Here is a 16,454-nt window from a genome sequence, read left to right as displayed (position 1 = left end):
ATATGAATTTTGAAAGTTTAGTTAAATCTATTACAGAAATATTTAGTGAAGAACCTGATAAACCATTTAAAAATGATAATGTTTCTACTGTATTCAGGCATAGTAACAATAACAAATGGTTTGCTTTATTAATGAAAATCCCTAAGAATAGATTAGGTGAATATTCCGATAGAATAGTAGATATAGTTAATATTAAGTGCGACCCAATAATGCTGGGTTCACTTTTAGAAGAAAAAGGTTTTTATCCTGCATACCATATGAATAAGGAACATTGGATAACAATATGCCTTGATGGTTCTGTTGATGATGAAAAAATACTTTCTTTAATTGATATTAGCTACGATTTAACAGTAAAATAAGCAGAAAAAAGTCCTTAACAATCAATTTGTTAAGGACTAATTTTATGTTCTTTTGTTTCTTAAATATTTAAAGAATTTATCAAAAAGTTCAAGTGACTCTTTTCCTTTAAAGCCACCTTCATAAGTAACTTTAAAATTTTCTTTCATATTAAATATATTGATAACAGAACCACAAGCACCATACTTTTTATCATATGCACCAAAATATACATTAGGTATTCTGGCATTAACTATAGCACCGGCACACATAGGGCAAGGTTCCATTGTTACATACATTTCACATTGCCAAAGTCTCCAACCGGATAACTCTTTACAAGCATTATCTATTGCAATAACCTCAGCATGATGAAGTGCATTTTTAGTTTTTTCTCTTGTATTGTGAGCTTTAGCAATTACAACACCATCTTTAACAATTACTGCACCAACAGGAACTTCATTTTCGTCTAAAGCCAACTTAGCTTCCTCTAGTGCAATATCCATAAACTTTTCATTATACATAATTAAAAACCTAATAAAGTAATAAATGCTTCAATAATGAAGAATGAAAGAAGAATTATAGTACCTGGATTAGCAAAGAATTGAACTATCCTATCCTTAGCACCTAAACTTACAATAGATTTATTTCCAAATTTAAAGTTAAGACCTTTTTTTACAAGTAAAACTATTGAAATGAAGCCCAGTAGTGTAAGTGTAAAAATAACTACCGAAGAAATCACAGAATACAAATTGTCACCAACATAGTTAGCTACAATATCAATAAGTACCGATGTACCATTATTAAGTAGATGTAAAACCATAGCCGGTATAATTGAATTTGTCTTTACAACTATAAATCCACAAGCTAAACCTACAATAAATGCAAATGGAATTTGTACAAAGTTACCATGCATAAACCCAAATAGGAGAGAAGATATTAAAATTGCAAAGCCATCACCGAATTTTCTAAATGAATTTAAGATAACACCTCTAAATATAAATTCCTCAGTTAAAGCAGGAATAATTGCAATACATATAAAGTAAATAACTTGGTCAAGAGGTGTCTTAGTTGTAAATTCAACACCGGTTGTATTTGTCAATCCAAATATACTTAAATTATTGTTCAGTAGGTTAATTGCAATATTTGCAACAGTACAAATTGCATATCCACCTAATACCAATAATAAAGGATTATATTTCTTATTACTGTTAACCGGAATAACAACACTAAATTTGTAACGAAATATTAAGCAAAATACAAATGGTACAACAAAGAAACCGGCAAATTCTCCTAAACCATTAATAATGTAGTCATAAGAAGAATAACTGTTTTGTATTCCTGTAGTAATAAGAGAAGTATCTTTGCTGAAAAAACTTATAAACATAAATAGTACAGTAGCTGCAATATTCATAAATATAATTGCAATAAACAACATAAAGGAAAGTTTGTTGCTTTCTTTTCTTATCATTTTTTTCTCTTGATTTATTTGATAATTGTGGTACAATTGTTGTTGAAAAAAGTTATTCATTTTGTCTACCTCGACTTTCGTTAGTATCATATTATCAAATTTCTAATTAATTGTCAAAAAGGTATTGACAAATTAAATGCTTTTATATATAATAATTGAGTAAAAGAAAGAAAGGCAGTTATGCTTTCACCTACGGGGTGCCGTCTGCGTGGGTTAATACTTACAGTTTTTTACTGATGCGTATTAGAGTGGACGGAGTTTATCTGTCCACTTTTTTAATTTATTTTGGAGGTGCTCGACAATCAGCAACAAGAAACTACAGATTAACGAAGAAGTCCGTGATAAGGAAGTAAGACTAATTGGTGCCGAAGGCGAACAGCTAGGTATTATGTCTTCAGAAAAAGCTTTCAATATAGCAATGGAGAGTAACCTTGACTTAGTTAAGATTGCTCCACAGGCAAAGCCACCTGTTTGCAAAGTAATGGACTATGGCAAGTATCGTTTTGAACAAGCTAAAAGGGAAAAAGAAAATAAGAAGAACCAGCGTACTTTTGATATTAAGGAAGTTAGACTTTCACTAAATATTGATGTGCATGACTTCAACACAAAACTTAACAATGCCCTTAAGTTTATTAAGAAAGGCGATAAGGTTAAGGTTTCAATTCGCTTTAGAGGTAGAGAGATGGGTCACCCAGAACAGGGTTATGACACAATGAACCGTTTTGCTAAAGCTTGTGAAGAAGTTGCTGTTATCGAAAAACCAGCAAAACTTGAAGGTAGAAATATGCTAATGTTTCTAGCTCCTAAGCCAAATAAGTAATTTTTAAGGAGGATTTTCATAATGGGAAAGATTAAGACACATAGTGGTGCAAAAAAGAGATTTAAACTTTCTAAGAATGGTAAGGTTATCCGTGCTCATGCTAACAAGCAGCACATTCTTAACAAGAAGAACACAAAGCGTAAGAGAGGTCTAAGACAGACTTGTGTAGCTGATAAGACAAATACAGCTCAGATTAAGAGATTAATCCCTTACAAATAATTAACTTTTTGAATTTAACTTACGAAATAACGGAGGAAATATAGAATGGCTCGTGTAAAAGGCGCGATGATGACTCGCAAAAGAAGAAACAAAACATTAAAGCTTGCTAAGGGTTATTACGGTGCAAAGAGTAAGCACTTTAAGATGGCTAAGCAGGCAGTTATGAAATCTGGTAACTATGCATACATTGGTCGTAAGCAGAAGAAGAGAGATTTCAGAAGACTTTGGATCACAAGAATTTCTGCAGCTTGTAAGCTAAACGGCACAAACTACAGCACATTTATGAATGGTCTTAAGAAGGCTAACATTGACCTTAACAGAAAGATGCTTTCAGAAATCGCTATTTCTGATCCGGCAGCTTTTGCTAGCCTTGTTGAAAAAGTTACAAAAGCTTAAGTGTTATGCGTTTGAGGTTCTTACCTCAAACGCTTTTTACTATCTAAAAAAGAGGTCATTATATGAAGTTTGTTACAAGTAGAGAAAATGGTACTCTAAAGCATATTCATAAACTAGTAAAGCAGAAAAAGTATAGGAACAAGAATAAACAGTTTGTTGCAGAAGGACTAAGAACTTGCCAAGATGTTTTAATTTCTAATATTCATATTGATGTGCTACTTTGTAGCGAAAATTTCTATACAAGGAATCTTGAATTATGCAATAGACTTGAGTCAATTTCTGATGAATCAATAGTTGTACCTAACAATATTTTCAATGTTTTGTCCGATACAAAGTCACCTCAAGGTGTAATGCTTGTACTTAAAACACTTGACAAAACTGATGATATTGATAAAATTGATTATAATGGTAAGTTTGTACTTTTAGACAATGTGCAAAATCCGGACAATATTGCAACAGTATTGCGTTCTGCTGATGCTTTTTCAATCAAAGGTGTATTTATCACAAAAGATTCTTGTGATATTTATAGTCCTAAGGTTGTAAGAGGTAGTATGGGTGCAATTTTCCGTGTACCTTTCTATCTTATTAATGACGCAGAAGAATATATTGAATGTGAATTTAATAAGCATGGTAGGTCTTATGCTGCTTGTTTAAAAGATACTGCCAAAACTCTAGGTGATTTTGAGTTTTCAAAGAATGCACTTGTTGTAATAGGTAACGAAGCTAATGGACTAAGTGAAATGACTATTAATGCTTGTAACTACCAAGTTATTGTACCTATGAAGGGCAAGATTGATTCTCTAAATGCCGGAGTAGCAGCTAGTATAATTATGTGGGAAATGTCAAATAATGAATAATAATCGTTATTGGATATGGCTAAGTTTAGCTCTTGGCTATGATAATCCAAAAGTTAAAAGACTTTACGAAACTGAAGAGTATAGGGATATTTCTGTATTTTATAATGGTCAGGACTTTGAATGGAGATTTTGTGGTATTTTTACCGAAAAGGAAATTAACCATCTAGAAGAAACTCCAATTGAAAAGGCTGATGAAATTATATCTAAATGTGAAAGTCTGGGTTATTCCATCTTTGCTATAGATAACGCCAGATACCCTAACTGTTTGCGTAATATAGATACTCCACCTGCAGTTATATATGTTAGTGGATATTTACCCAGAGTTGATAATCTTTTAACTATTGCTATTGTAGGTACAAGAAAAGCTACAACTTATGGCAAAAAGGTGGCTTACAGTATTTCTCATAATCTTTCAAAATGTAAGGTAACTATAATTAGTGGTGGTGCAATGGGTGTTGACAGTTCAGCACACACAGGTGCATTAAATGCTGATGGTATTACAATTTGTGTTTTAGGTTGTGGTATCAATTATCCTTACCTTATGAAAAATGAGCCTATGAGAAAGGCTATAACACACAGAGGATGTTTAATTTCTGAATATCCTCCGGATACAGAGCCTTTGCCACATCACTTTTTATCTCGTAACAGAATAATCTCTGCACTTTCAAGAGGTGTTCTTGTTGTTGAAGCAGGTAAGAAAAGTGGTGCATTAGTCACAGCCGATATTGCCGGAAAAGAACAGGGCAAAGATGTTTTTGCCGTAATGGCAAACATCAATAGTGTCTATTCTGTTGGCTCAAACCAACTTATTAAGGATGGTGCTATTCCTGTAACTACTTATCTTGATATTCTAAACTACTATAATGAATTTAACAATTTAGAAGTTTATGAAGATGATGAGTATGATATTCCTGACAGTACAGTGCTGAAAATTCCTGCAAAAAAGTCTAATGTAAAACCTGAAAAAGAGTTTATAAAGGGTCATAGATATGATGTAAAACTTGATGAAAATTCATCAAAGGTTTATTATGCTATCGGAAATGAGCCTATACATATAGATGATTTGTCTGATAAATGTAACTTACCGGTATATAAAATTTCCGGAATACTAACAAATCTTGAACTTATGGATTTAATAGTAGTTTTACCGGGCAAACAGTATAAAATAAAGTAACTATCGGAGGATAGATAAATGTCAAATTTAGTAATAGTGGAGTCTCCTGCTAAGGCTAAAACAATCAAAAAATATCTTGGAAAAGATTATGAAGTTGTAGCATCAATGGGTCATGTTCGTGACCTACCAAAGGCTAGACTTGCTGTTGATATAAAGAAAAATTATGCTCCTAAATATGCTATCATCAAAGGTAAAGAAAAGTTAGTTGATGAATTAAAGTCACTTGCAAAAGACAGTGACAAGATTTATCTTGCAACTGACCCGGACCGTGAAGGTGAGGCTATTTCTTGGCATTTAGCATATATTTTAGGACTTGATTTAGAAGATAAAAATAGAGTTGAATTTAATGAAATTACTAAGACAGGTATCAATAACGGTATGGCTCATCCTCGTTCTATTGACATTGACCTTGTAAATGCTCAACAGGCAAGAAGAATTCTTGACAGACTAGTTGGTTATAAGTTAAGTCCATTTGTCAGCCAAAAGATTCGTAGAGGTCTTTCTGCCGGTAGAGTGCAGTCTGTTGCTCTTAAGATTATCGTAGACAGAGAAAATGAAATCAGAGCTTTTAAGCCTGAAGAATATTGGTCAATTGAAGCAAAACTTTCTCCAAAATCAAGCAGAAAAGTTTTCAATGCCTCTTTAGCACTTGGACCTGACGGTAAAAAGATTAAGATTAATAATAAAGAAGAAGCTGACAAGATTCTTGAAGAAATCAAAGATGCTGAATTTATTGTTACAAAAGTAAGAAACGGTACTCGTAAAAAGTCACCATACCCACCATTTATAACTTCAACATTGCAACAGGAAGCATCTCGTAAACTTGGCTATCAATCAAGAAGAACAATGAAAATTGCTCAGGAACTTTATGAAGGTGTTGATGTTGAGGGTTATGGTACAACAGGTCTTATCACATATATGAGAACTGACTCATTAAGAATTTCAAATGATGCAATTGCAGAAGTTACACAGTATATTAATGATAACTTTGGACCTGAATATTTACCACCAAAGCCAAGAGTATTTAAATCTCGTTCAAATGCTCAGGATGGTCACGAAGCTATTCGTCCATCAATTCCATCATTGTCACCTGATAAGGTTAAGGATAGTTTAACTATTGAACAGTATAAGCTATATAAACTGATTTGGGATAGATTTACTGCTTGTCAGATGGCTGATTGTATCCACAAAACAACTCAGGCAGAAATCAATGCTAATGACTATATCTTTAAGGCATCAGGTTACAGAGTTGACTTTGACGGTTATACAACACTTTATGTTGACAGTAATGATGCTGAAGGTACAAAGGAAAAGCAACTTCCTCCACTTGAGAAGAATATGCCTGCTAAGGTTAGAGAAATTATACCTAACCAGCACTTTACTCAGCCACCTGCAAGATTTACAGAAGCATCTCTAATCAAAGCACTTGAAGAGAACGGTATCGGTCGCCCATCAACATATGCTGCAACAATCTCAACAATTACAAGTAGAGAATATGTTAAGAGAGAAGCAAAGTCCCTTGTACCAACTGAACTTGGTGAGGCACTTGTAACTCTATTAAAAGAAAGATTCCCTAAAATTGTAAATGTTAAGTTTACTGCTCAAATGGAAGAAGATCTGGATAAGGTTGAACACGGTGACGAACAATGGGTTGAACTACTTGATAATTTCTATGTTGACTTTGATAAGACCTTGAAAAAGGCTAAAGAAGATATGGAAGGTGTCAAGATTAAACTTAAAGAAGATGAAACTGACATTGTATGTGAGAACTGTGGCAGAAAGATGGTTGTCAAAGTTGGTAGATACGGTAAGTTCATTGCTTGTCCGGGATACCCTGAATGTAAGAATATCAAGAAGTTTGTAGAGAAAATCGGTGTTCAATGTCCTGAATGTGGTGGAGATGTTATTACTCGTAAAACCAAGAAAGGCAAAGTGTTCTACGGCTGTAGTAACTACCCTGATTGTAACTATATGTCTTGGTATGAACCTGTAAATGAAAAGTGTCCACAGTGTGGCAAGATTCTATATAAAAAGAAGGGCAAAAAGCAGACAATCTTCTGTGCAACTGAGGGTTGTGGCTATACTAAAGACCAATGAGTATAAATATAATAGGTGGTGGGCTTGCAGGATGTGAGGCTGCATATCAAGTTGCTAAGCGTGGTATAAAGGTAAACCTTTATGATATGAAGCCTAACAAGAAAAGTCCGGCACATCATTCAGATAAATTATGTGAGCTTGTATGCTCAAACAGTCTAAAAGCAGCCAGAAAAGAAAGTGCTGCCGGTATGCTAAAGGAAGAAATGAGAATGTTAGATTCTCTCCTTATGAAGTGTGCCGATAAAAGCAAAGTACCGGCTGGTGGTGCTTTAGCAGTAGATAGAGAAATTTTCTCTAATCTAGTAAATGAAGAAATAAATAATAACCCTAATATTACTGTAATAAATGAAGAAGTTACCGAAATCCCTGATGGTATTACTATCATGGCATCAGGACCACTTACTTCCGATTTGCTTTCTGACAAAATCAAAACTATGTTTGGTGATAGTCTTTCATTTTATGATGCAGCTGCACCAATTGTAAAGTTTGATACAGTTGATATGAACAAGGCTTTCTTTGCATCTCGTTATGATAAGGGTGACGGCGATGACTATATTAATTGTCCTATGAATAAGGAAGAATACGACAATTTTTATGAAGCACTTGTTTCAGCAGAAAGAGCACCTGTACATGACTTTGATGTAATGAATCCAAAGGTATATGAGGGTTGTATGCCAATTGAAGTTATGGCACAAAGAGGTCACGATACTATTCGTTTTGGCCCTATGAAACCTGTAGGACTTAAAGACCCAAGAACAGGTCATAGACCTTGGGCAGTGGTTCAGCTAAGAAAAGAGAACAGTGCCGGTATTATGTATAACCTAGTAGGCTTTCAAACTAATCTAAAGTTCCCTGAACAAAAGAGAGTATTCTCAATGATTCCGGGACTTGAAAATGCTGAGTTTGTACGATACGGTGTAATGCACAGAAATACTTTTATCGACTCACCAAGAATTCTTAATAGTGATTATTCTGTAAGAGAAAATAAAAATCTTTTCTTTGCCGGTCAAATTACAGGTGTTGAAGGATATATGGAATCAGCATCTTCAGGACTAATGGCAGGTATAAATGCAGCTATGAGATATATTGGAGAACAAACTGTAACTTTACCTGAATATACAATGATAGGTTCTTTGTCAAGATATATCAGTGATGAAACAGTTTCTAAATTCCAACCTATGGGTGCTAATTTAGGAGTGTTACCTGAACTTGAACAAAGACCAAGGGATAAGAAAGAGAGGGCAAAGGCTTATTCTGATAGGTCATTTGCAAAGCTAACAGAATTTATAAATTCAAGAGGTTTATGATGAAGATAGTAATTGATGCATTTGGTGGAGATAATGCACCTTTAGAAATTATCAAAGGTGCAGTTAAAGCTCAAGAGCATTTTAAAATTGAAATTTGCCTAACAGGTAATGAGAATATTATCAAGAAAGTGGCAAAAGAAAATAATATAGATATTTCAAATATTGAAATTAACCATACAGAAGATGTTATTCCTGTTGATGAAACACCTAATGCTATTATGAAAGAATACAACAATTCTTCAATGGCACTAGGTCTAAAGATGGTTGCAAATAACGAAGCAGATGGTTTTGTTTCAGCCGGTAACAGTGGTGCTTTATGTGTAGGTGGTACTTTAATTGTTAAAAGATTAAAGGGTGTCAAGAGACCCGGATTTGCACCAATCTTACCTACATTTAACGGTTCATCATTTTTGCTTATTGATGGTGGTGCAAACCTTGATGCCAGACCTGAGATTCTTCGTCAATTCGGTATCTTAGGTTCTGTATATATGGAAAAAGTTATGCACAGAGAAAGCCCAAGGGTTGCCCTTGCTAATGTTGGTACAGAAAGTCATAAGGGTGGAGACTTACAGAAAGAAACTTATGCTTTACTACAGGACAGTCCTGTTAACTTTGTTGGTAATGTAGAAAGCAGAGAAATCTCCAACGGTGCTTGTGATGTGTATGTTTGTGATGGTTTTACAGGTAATATTCTACTAAAGAATTATGAAGGCGTTGCAAAGTCACTAAGCCATGCAGTTACTGATATTTTTAAGAAAAGTGTAAAGAATAAAATCGGTGCATTATTTGTATATGGTGACCTAATGAAATTTAAGGAAACTATGAATACAGATGTTTATGGTGGTGCTCCAATTCTAGGTATCAAAAAACCGGTATTTAAAGCACATGGTAGTTCTAATGCAACAACAATTTTTAATGCAGTTAGACTAACTATTGATTACATAAACGCAAATGTACCACAGGTTATTGAAGACTCATTTAATAAATTAAAAGGAATAAAATAATGGAAGAATTTGAAAAAGTAATTAACTATACATTTAAAGATAAAGAACTTTTAAAGGTGGCACTAACTCATTCTTCTTATGCTAATGAGCATAAGAAGCAACACCTTAAATATAATGAGAGATTGGAATTTTTAGGTGATGCGGTACTTTCAATTTCCGTCTCTGATTATATTTTTAACAATTGTCCACAATTACCTGAGGGTGACCTTACAAAGTTAAGAGCATCTTTAGTTTGTGAAAAGAGCTTGTTTGTATTTGCAAAGAAGATTAACCTAGGTAAGTACATTTACCTAAGCAACGGTGAAAGAAAAGGTGGTGGAGCAGAAAGACCATCAATTCTTTCTGATGCTTTTGAGGCAGTTATTGCTGCTATTTATCTTGATGGTGGTATGGAAAAGGCAAGTGAGTTTGTACTTTCTTTTGTTGTACCTGAAATCAAGAACCATACAGCAGGTAAGAACTTTAAAGATTACAAAACTAAACTACAGGAAATTATCCAGAGAAATCCTGGAGAAACTTTACAGTATGAAGTTGTTGATGTTAGTGGTCCTGACCACAACAGACATTTTGTAGTTGAAGTACACCTAAACAGTAATGTAATCGGCAAAGGTGGAGGAAGAAGTAAGAAGGATGCAGAGCAACAGGCTGCAAGAGAGGCTTTGGAGTTGATGGGATATTAAACATTCTAATATTTCCATTTTTGTGCCTCATAACGGTTGTCCTCACCAGTGTGTATTTTGCAACCAAAGAAATATTACAGGTCATTCATATCAACCAACTCAAGATGATGTAGTGTCTGCAATAGAAACTGCAATAAAAAGTGGTGTTGATAAGAAAAATACCGAAATCGCTTTCTTTGGTGGTAGCTTTACTGCCATCGATAGGGGTTATATGGTTTCTTTACTTAATGCTACAAAGCAATATATAAATGACTTTTATGGTATTAGATTGTCAACAAGACCTGATGCAATAGATGATGAAGTTTTAACTTTGCTTAAAAGTTATGGTGTAACTTCAATTGAGCTTGGTGCACAGTCAATGTGTGATGATGTTCTTTCTCTTAATGAAAGAGGTCATAGTGCTACTGATGTTGTAAATGCTTCTAATCTTATTAAGAAGTATAACATTTCTTTAGGACTACAAATGATGATTGGTCTTTATGGCAGTACACCTGAAAAGGATATAGAAACTGCTGAGGAATTAATCAGTCTTTCTCCTGATACTGTTAGAATTTATCCAACAATAACTATGAAAGACACATTACTTGAAAAGTATTATAACGATAAAAAATATGTTCCATATAGTAAAGAAACAACAATAAATACTTGTGCAAAAATTCTTAAAATGTTTTATGATAAAAAAATTAATGTTATTAGAGTAGGACTTCATTATTCAGATGAACTTGTAAGTACTTCTGTAGCAGGTTTTTATCACCCTGCATTTAGAGAATTATGTGAAAGCAAAATGTTTCTTGATATGTTAGTAAATGAAATAAAAAAATACCCACAAGGCGAATTTTCTGTTATTGTAGGTAATAAGTTTATTTCAAAAGCTATTGGACAGAAAAAGGCAAATATTAAAGTCCTTAAAGAACTGGGATACATAGTTACTTTTAAACAAAGTGATACCCTTAAGGACTTTCAGTTTATTATTAAAGAAAGAGGTGACTTATGCTACTAAAATCATTGGAATTGCATGGCTTTAAGACTTTTCCCGATAGAATAAAGCTATCCTTTGATAAAGGCATTACTTCTATAGTAGGACCTAACGGTTCAGGTAAAAGTAACATAAGTGACGCAATTAGATGGGTACTGGGTGAACAGTCTGCCAAAACTCTAAGATGTTCTAAGATGGAAGATGTTGTCTTTAACGGAACAGATAAGAGAAAAAAGACCGGCTATGCAGAAGTTACCTTGTCTATTGATAACAAAGACAGAATACTTCCTTTTGATGGTGACGAAGTAGCCGTTACAAGAAGATATTACAGAAGTGGCGAAAGTGAATATATGATTAACAAAGCCACAGTAAGACTTAGAGATATTCATGAACTATTTATGGATACAGGTCTTGGTCGTGACGGTTATTCTATGATTGGTCAAGGTAAAATTGACAGTATTGTTGCATCAAAAAGTGAAGAAAGAAGAGAAATATTTGAAGAAGCATCAGGTATTTCTCGTTATAGATATAGAAAAACCGAAGCTGAAAGAAAGCTAAAAAGTACAGAAGAAAATCTTGTCAGACTTAGAGATATTGTTGGTGAACTTGAAGACAGAGTCGGTCCACTAAAGAAACAGTCAGAAAAAGCACAAAAGTTCCTTGTACTTTCTGAAGAAAAGAAAGGTCTTGAAATTGCTTTATGGCTAAATACTCTTGATAATTCAGCAAACATTATCAAAGAACAAGACGACAAAATAGATATTCAAAGAGCACAGTATGAAAATGCTGAACAAGAACTTGCAAATATCAGTTCAGAAACAGAATCTATCTATCTAAAAAATGGTGAAATCACTTCTAAGATTGATACCATAAGAAGAAATATTTCTCAGTTTGAGTCTGAGGTTAGCAACAACAATGCTCTTATTTCTGTTGCAAATAACGACATTGAGCATAACAAAGAAACTATAACAAGACTTGAAACTGAAATTGAACAACTTGATAATTCCTTTACTGAAATTGAATCTCAAATTAAAGAGAAGAAAGAAAATGTTGAAAAGCTAAAGTTAAACATTGAAGAAAAGCAAAAGGAATATAATGAAGTATCCGAAAACCTAAATACTATCAGTGTTGATGCTTCCCGTAGTGGTGATGAGATTCAAGAACTAAATTCAAAATTAGCTGAATTATCCCAAAAGTCAGCTAATGCAAAGGTAGTTTTACTTACAAGTGATTCATCAATTAATGAACTTAATGAAAGAATAGAAAGTCTAAATTCTTCATTGTTAGAAAAAGAAAGTAATTTAGAAACTACTTCTAAAATGCTTGAAGATTATAAGGCACAGGGTAAAGACTCTGCCGAAAAGGTAGAAATGCTTTCCAATTCTATTAAGGGTTTAGAACTTAAAATCAGTAACCTAAAAGCAAAAAATGAAAATTCTAAAGGTGAGATTGACAGATTAACTCTTGATTCTAATGAAAAGCTAAGAAGAGCCAATATCCTAGAAGACCTAGAAAAGAACCTTGAGGGCTTTGCTCATAGTGTAAAAACTGTAATGAACCTTTCAAGACATGGCAAAATCGGTGGTATTCATGGTCCTGTTTCAAGATTAATTAAAGTACCGACAGACTATGCAGTAGCTATCGAAACTGCTTTAGGTGGTGCAATGCAGAACATTGTTACAGGCAATGAAGAAGATGCTAAGAGAGCAATTCGCACACTAAAGGAAAACAAAGGTGGTAGAGCAACATTCCTACCTATTGCCACAATTAAACCTAGATACCTAAATGAAAATGGTATTGACAGTTGTTTTGGTTTTGTTGGTGTTGCGTCAGATTTGTGTGATTGTAAGGATGAGTACAAAGGTATTTTACAAAACTTGCTTGGTAAGATTGTTATTGCCGAGGATCTTAATTCAGCAGTATCTATTGCTAAGAAGTATTCATACCGTTTTAAGGTAGTTACTCTTGATGGTCAGGTTGTAAATGCCGGTGGTTCTCTAACAGGTGGTTCTTTAAATAAACGAACAGGCTTGTTATCTCGTGCAAGTGAAATTGAAAAGTACCGTAAAGAGGCTAAAGCCCTTGCAGATAAAGCAGATGAACTTAAAGAACAGTACAGTAACAGTCAGCAAGAATTTGCAAAGTATGAAGCTGATATTTTAGGTACTAGAGGAGATTTATCTACCGAACAACAAGAACTTATTAGATTAAGAACTGAATATAAGGCTTGTCAAAATGAATATGACTCTTTAGTTAGCAGTATTGATTTTACAAAGAATGAAATTGTAGAATGTGAAAATAAAACTTCTAATCTACAAAAAGACAAAGAAACTGCCGATAAAGAATTTAGTGCATTTGAAGAAGAAATTGCAAATATCGAAAAAACAACTTCTAACCTTACAGGTAACAGACTTGCACTAACTGAAAAGAGAGAACAACTTTCAGAAAAGTTACAAAATATCAGACTTGAAATTGTAACTTATGAAAAGGACAAAGAGGCTTTAATCAGTGAAATCAGAACATCCGAATACAACAGTCAGCATCAAACCGAAAGAAAAGAGAACTTGCGTAATCAGATTGTTTCTGTAAATTCAAATATTGATATAATTAATAAGAAGATTGAAAGCTACACTAATATTTCAAACAATTATCAAGATAAAATTGCTGAATTCAATAACGCTATTGAAAAGCTAAATGGCGATAAAGAAAAGTTTGAAAAGAAAAGTGTAGAACTTAGACAGAAAGAAAAGGACCTAAACTCTACAAGAGAGGTTTCCGGCAGAGAACTTGCTCGTCTTGAAGAAAGAAAAATCAACCTACAAAAGCAGTATGATGATATTATTGCAAAACTTTGGGATGAATATGAACTTACAAAAAGACAAGCAGAAGAAATTTCTATTGAAATTGAAAATGTTTCAACTGCAAGAAAAAGACTTAATGAAATTAAGTCCTCAATAAGAGGTCTTGGTTCTGTTAATGTTTCAGCTATTGAAGAATACAAGGAAGTATCCGAAAGATATGAATTCTTAGGTGCTCAGGTTTCTGATGTAGAAAAGTCTAAGAATGAAATCGAAAGACTTATTAATGACTTAACTAAACAAATGAAAGATGCTTTCATTGAGAACTTCCACGAAATCAATAAGCACTTTGGAGAAACATTCAAAGAATTATTTGGTGGTGGTACTGCTTCTCTTGAACTTGCAAACCCTGATGATATTCTAAACAGTGGTATTGATATTATCGCTCATCCTCCCGGAAAGATTGTTGTTCATCTAGAGGCACTTTCAGGTGGTGAAAAGGCACTTGTTGCTATTGCACTATATTTCTCAATTATGAAAGTCAGACCTGCACCATTCTGTGTTATGGACGAAATTGAAGCTGCCCTTGATGATGTTAATGTTGACAGATTTGCTCAGTATATGAGAAGAATGACAGACAGAACTCAGTTTATCACCATTACTCACAGAAGAGGCACAATGGAAGAATCTGATGTTCTTTACGGTGTAACAATGCAAGATGAGGGTATTTCTAAGTTACTTGAACTTCGTGCATCAGAAGTTGCAGCAAAGCTTGGAATGAAAGCAAACTAATTTAAGGTGGTAAAACAATGGGACTATTTAAAAAGATTAAAGAAGGTCTAAAAAAAACAAGAGATAGTGTTGTAAGTCAAATTGACTCAATGCTAAAGTCTTTTACAAAGATTGATGAAGAACTTTTTGAGGAACTAACTGAACTACTAGTAATGGGTGATGTTGGTATTCAAACAGCAGAACAGATTACCGATGAATTAAGAGTTAAAGTTAAAAAAGAAGGTATCAAAGACCCTAAAGAAATCACACTACTTCTACAAGAAGTAGTTGCAGATATGCTTAGAGGTGATGAAGAACTAAAAATTACTACTAAGCCATCTATTATTCTTGTAATCGGTGTAAACGGTGTAGGTAAGACTACAACTATCGGTAAACTTGCTAATAACCTAAAGAAGCAGGGCAAGAGTGTTCTACTTGCAGCAGCGGATACATTTAGAGCAGCAGCTATTGAACAGTTAGAGATTTGGGCTGACAGAAGTGGTTGTGATATTGTTAAGCAGAATGAAGGTTCTGACCCTGCAGCAGTTATATACGACGCTATTTCAGCAGCAAAAGCAAGAAACACAGATGTTATTATTTGTGATACTGCAGGTCGTTTACACAACAAAAAGCACCTTATGGATGAACTTGCAAAAATCGGTAGAGTTATCGACAGAGAACTTCCTGATGCAGATAAAGAGTACCTGCTTGTACTAGACGCAACAACAGGTCAAAATGCAGTTAATCAGGCTGAACAGTTTAGTAAAGCAACAGGCATTACAGGTATTGTTCTTACAAAGCTTGACGGTACTGCTAAGGGTGGTGTAGTTCTTGCAATTAAGAACGGCCTAGGTATTCCGGTTAAGTATATTGGTGTTGGTGAACAGATTGATGACCTACAAGAATTTGTTCCGGAAGATTTTGCAAAAGCACTGTTTGATTTTGGTGATAAAGAATGAGAAAGTTTTTAATTGCATCTAATAATGCACACAAAGTTGTAGAATTAAACCGAATTCTAAATCCACTGGGTATTCACGCAGTTACTGCTAAGGAATGTAATATTGACCTAGGTGATGTTGAGGAAACAGGCACTACATTTGCCGAAAATGCTAAAATTAAAGCTATGTCAGCTTTTGAAAAGTCAGGTATGCCTTCAGTAGCCGATGACTCAGGTTTGATGATTGATGCATTAGATGGCAGACCGGGAGTATATTCAGCCAGATATGCCGGTGAAAATGCAACTGATGAAGATAGATATAATAAAGTCCTAGAAGAAATGAAAGATGTACCGGAAGACAAGCGTACTGCAAGATTTGTTTCAAGTATTTGTTGTATTCTTGAAGATGGTACAGTTATTACAGCAGAGGGTTATAGTGAAGGCAAAATTGCATATGAACCTCATGGTACAGAGGGATTTGGTTATGATCCAATTTTCATTACTGATAGTGGCAAGTCTTTTGCAGAACTAACTTCCGAAGAAAAGGATGCTATCAGTCACAGAGGTAATGCACTAAGAATATTAAGGGAAAAGTTGTTAAAATATATTTAAGG

General features: G+C 34.0%; 16 protein-coding genes. 14 read left to right on the top strand and 2 right to left on the bottom strand.

Annotated elements, in window-relative coordinates:
* The first annotated feature begins 2 nt into the window (after window positions 1-2).
* Window positions 3-359, top strand: coding sequence for an MmcQ/YjbR family DNA-binding protein (locus tag WMO18_RS00425; protein ID WP_211148243.1), 357 nt, complete (start codon window positions 3-5; stop codon window positions 357-359).
* Between the two features lie 42 nt (window positions 360-401).
* On the opposite strand, the gene WMO18_RS00420 is transcribed toward WMO18_RS00425, so the two are convergent.
* Together WMO18_RS00420 and WMO18_RS00415 are read right to left on the bottom strand one after the other, a co-directional pair.
* Entirely contained in the window at window positions 402-857 is a 456-nt protein-coding gene (locus WMO18_RS00420; RefSeq protein WP_211148244.1) for a nucleoside deaminase, read from the bottom strand.
* Window positions 858-859: 2 nt separating this feature from the next.
* Window positions 860-1,804 carry a CPBP family intramembrane glutamic endopeptidase gene (locus tag WMO18_RS00415; RefSeq protein WP_329979882.1) on the bottom strand — a complete coding sequence of 315 codons (945 nt, stop codon included), beginning with the start codon at window positions 1,802-1,804 and terminating at the stop codon, window positions 860-862.
* Window positions 1,805-2,105: 301 nt separating this feature from the next.
* Here WMO18_RS00415 and infC point away from each other — a divergent pair, with 301 nt between their 5' ends.
* From infC to rdgB, 13 genes are all read left to right on the top strand, one after another.
* Entirely contained in the window at window positions 2,106-2,624 is a 519-nt protein-coding gene (infC, locus tag WMO18_RS00410; protein ID WP_211147551.1) for a translation initiation factor IF-3, read from the top strand.
* 21 nt (window positions 2,625-2,645) lie between these two features.
* Window positions 2,646-2,843, top strand: coding sequence for a 50S ribosomal protein L35 (gene rpmI / locus WMO18_RS00405; RefSeq protein WP_022506390.1), 198 nt, complete (start codon window positions 2,646-2,648; stop codon window positions 2,841-2,843).
* A 45-nt stretch (window positions 2,844-2,888) separates the two neighbouring features.
* On the top strand, window positions 2,889-3,239 hold the full coding sequence (gene rplT / locus WMO18_RS00400; protein WP_022506391.1) for a 50S ribosomal protein L20: 351 nt from the start codon (window positions 2,889-2,891) through the stop codon (window positions 3,237-3,239).
* 62 nt (window positions 3,240-3,301) lie between these two features.
* Complete coding sequence (locus tag WMO18_RS00395; RefSeq protein WP_211147549.1) at window positions 3,302-4,096, top strand: TrmH family RNA methyltransferase; 795 nt, start codon at window positions 3,302-3,304, stop codon at window positions 4,094-4,096.
* On the top strand, window positions 4,089-5,270 hold the full coding sequence (dprA, locus tag WMO18_RS00390; protein ID WP_211147548.1) for a DNA-processing protein DprA: 1,182 nt from the start codon (window positions 4,089-4,091) through the stop codon (window positions 5,268-5,270). Before WMO18_RS00395 ends, dprA begins: the two co-directional genes overlap by 8 nt.
* Window positions 5,271-5,288: 18 nt before the next feature.
* Window positions 5,289-7,367, top strand: a complete 2,079-nt coding sequence (topA, locus tag WMO18_RS00385) for a type I DNA topoisomerase (protein WP_211147547.1) — start codon at window positions 5,289-5,291, stop codon at window positions 7,365-7,367.
* Window positions 7,364-8,674: a methylenetetrahydrofolate--tRNA-(uracil(54)-C(5))-methyltransferase (FADH(2)-oxidizing) TrmFO gene (trmFO, locus tag WMO18_RS00380; RefSeq protein WP_211147546.1), complete on the top strand. Its 1,311-nt coding sequence runs from the start codon at window positions 7,364-7,366 to the stop codon at window positions 8,672-8,674. Before topA ends, trmFO begins: the two co-directional genes overlap by 4 nt.
* A complete protein-coding gene (gene plsX, locus WMO18_RS00375) occupies window positions 8,671-9,678 on the top strand; it encodes a phosphate acyltransferase PlsX (RefSeq protein ID WP_329979888.1) in 1,008 nt (335 codons plus the stop codon). The genes trmFO and plsX overlap by 4 nt, the downstream gene beginning before the upstream one ends.
* Window positions 9,678-10,358, top strand: a complete 681-nt coding sequence (gene rnc / locus WMO18_RS00370; RefSeq protein ID WP_022506397.1) for a ribonuclease III — start codon at window positions 9,678-9,680, stop codon at window positions 10,356-10,358. The genes plsX and rnc overlap by 1 nt, the downstream gene beginning before the upstream one ends.
* Window positions 10,359-10,380: 22 nt before the next feature.
* A complete protein-coding gene (locus WMO18_RS00365; RefSeq protein WP_211147544.1) occupies window positions 10,381-11,358 on the top strand; it encodes an elongator complex protein 3 in 978 nt (325 codons plus the stop codon).
* On the top strand, window positions 11,349-14,924 hold the full coding sequence (smc, locus tag WMO18_RS00360; protein ID WP_211147543.1) for a chromosome segregation protein SMC: 3,576 nt from the start codon (window positions 11,349-11,351) through the stop codon (window positions 14,922-14,924). The genes WMO18_RS00365 and smc overlap by 10 nt, the downstream gene beginning before the upstream one ends.
* Window positions 14,925-14,941: 17 nt before the next feature.
* Window positions 14,942-15,862, top strand: coding sequence for a signal recognition particle-docking protein FtsY (ftsY, locus tag WMO18_RS00355; RefSeq protein ID WP_211147542.1), 921 nt, complete (start codon window positions 14,942-14,944; stop codon window positions 15,860-15,862).
* Window positions 15,859-16,452, top strand: coding sequence for an RdgB/HAM1 family non-canonical purine NTP pyrophosphatase (gene rdgB, locus WMO18_RS00350; protein ID WP_138157833.1), 594 nt, complete (start codon window positions 15,859-15,861; stop codon window positions 16,450-16,452). The genes ftsY and rdgB overlap by 4 nt, the downstream gene beginning before the upstream one ends.
* Window positions 16,453-16,454 lie beyond the last annotated feature (2 nt).

The sequence above is a fragment of the Ruminococcoides intestinihominis genome (assembly GCF_040096285.1).
GTDB lineage: Bacteria > Bacillota > Clostridia > Oscillospirales > Acutalibacteraceae > Ruminococcoides > Ruminococcoides intestinihominis.
This window is presented reverse-complemented; position numbering and strand designations above follow the sequence as displayed.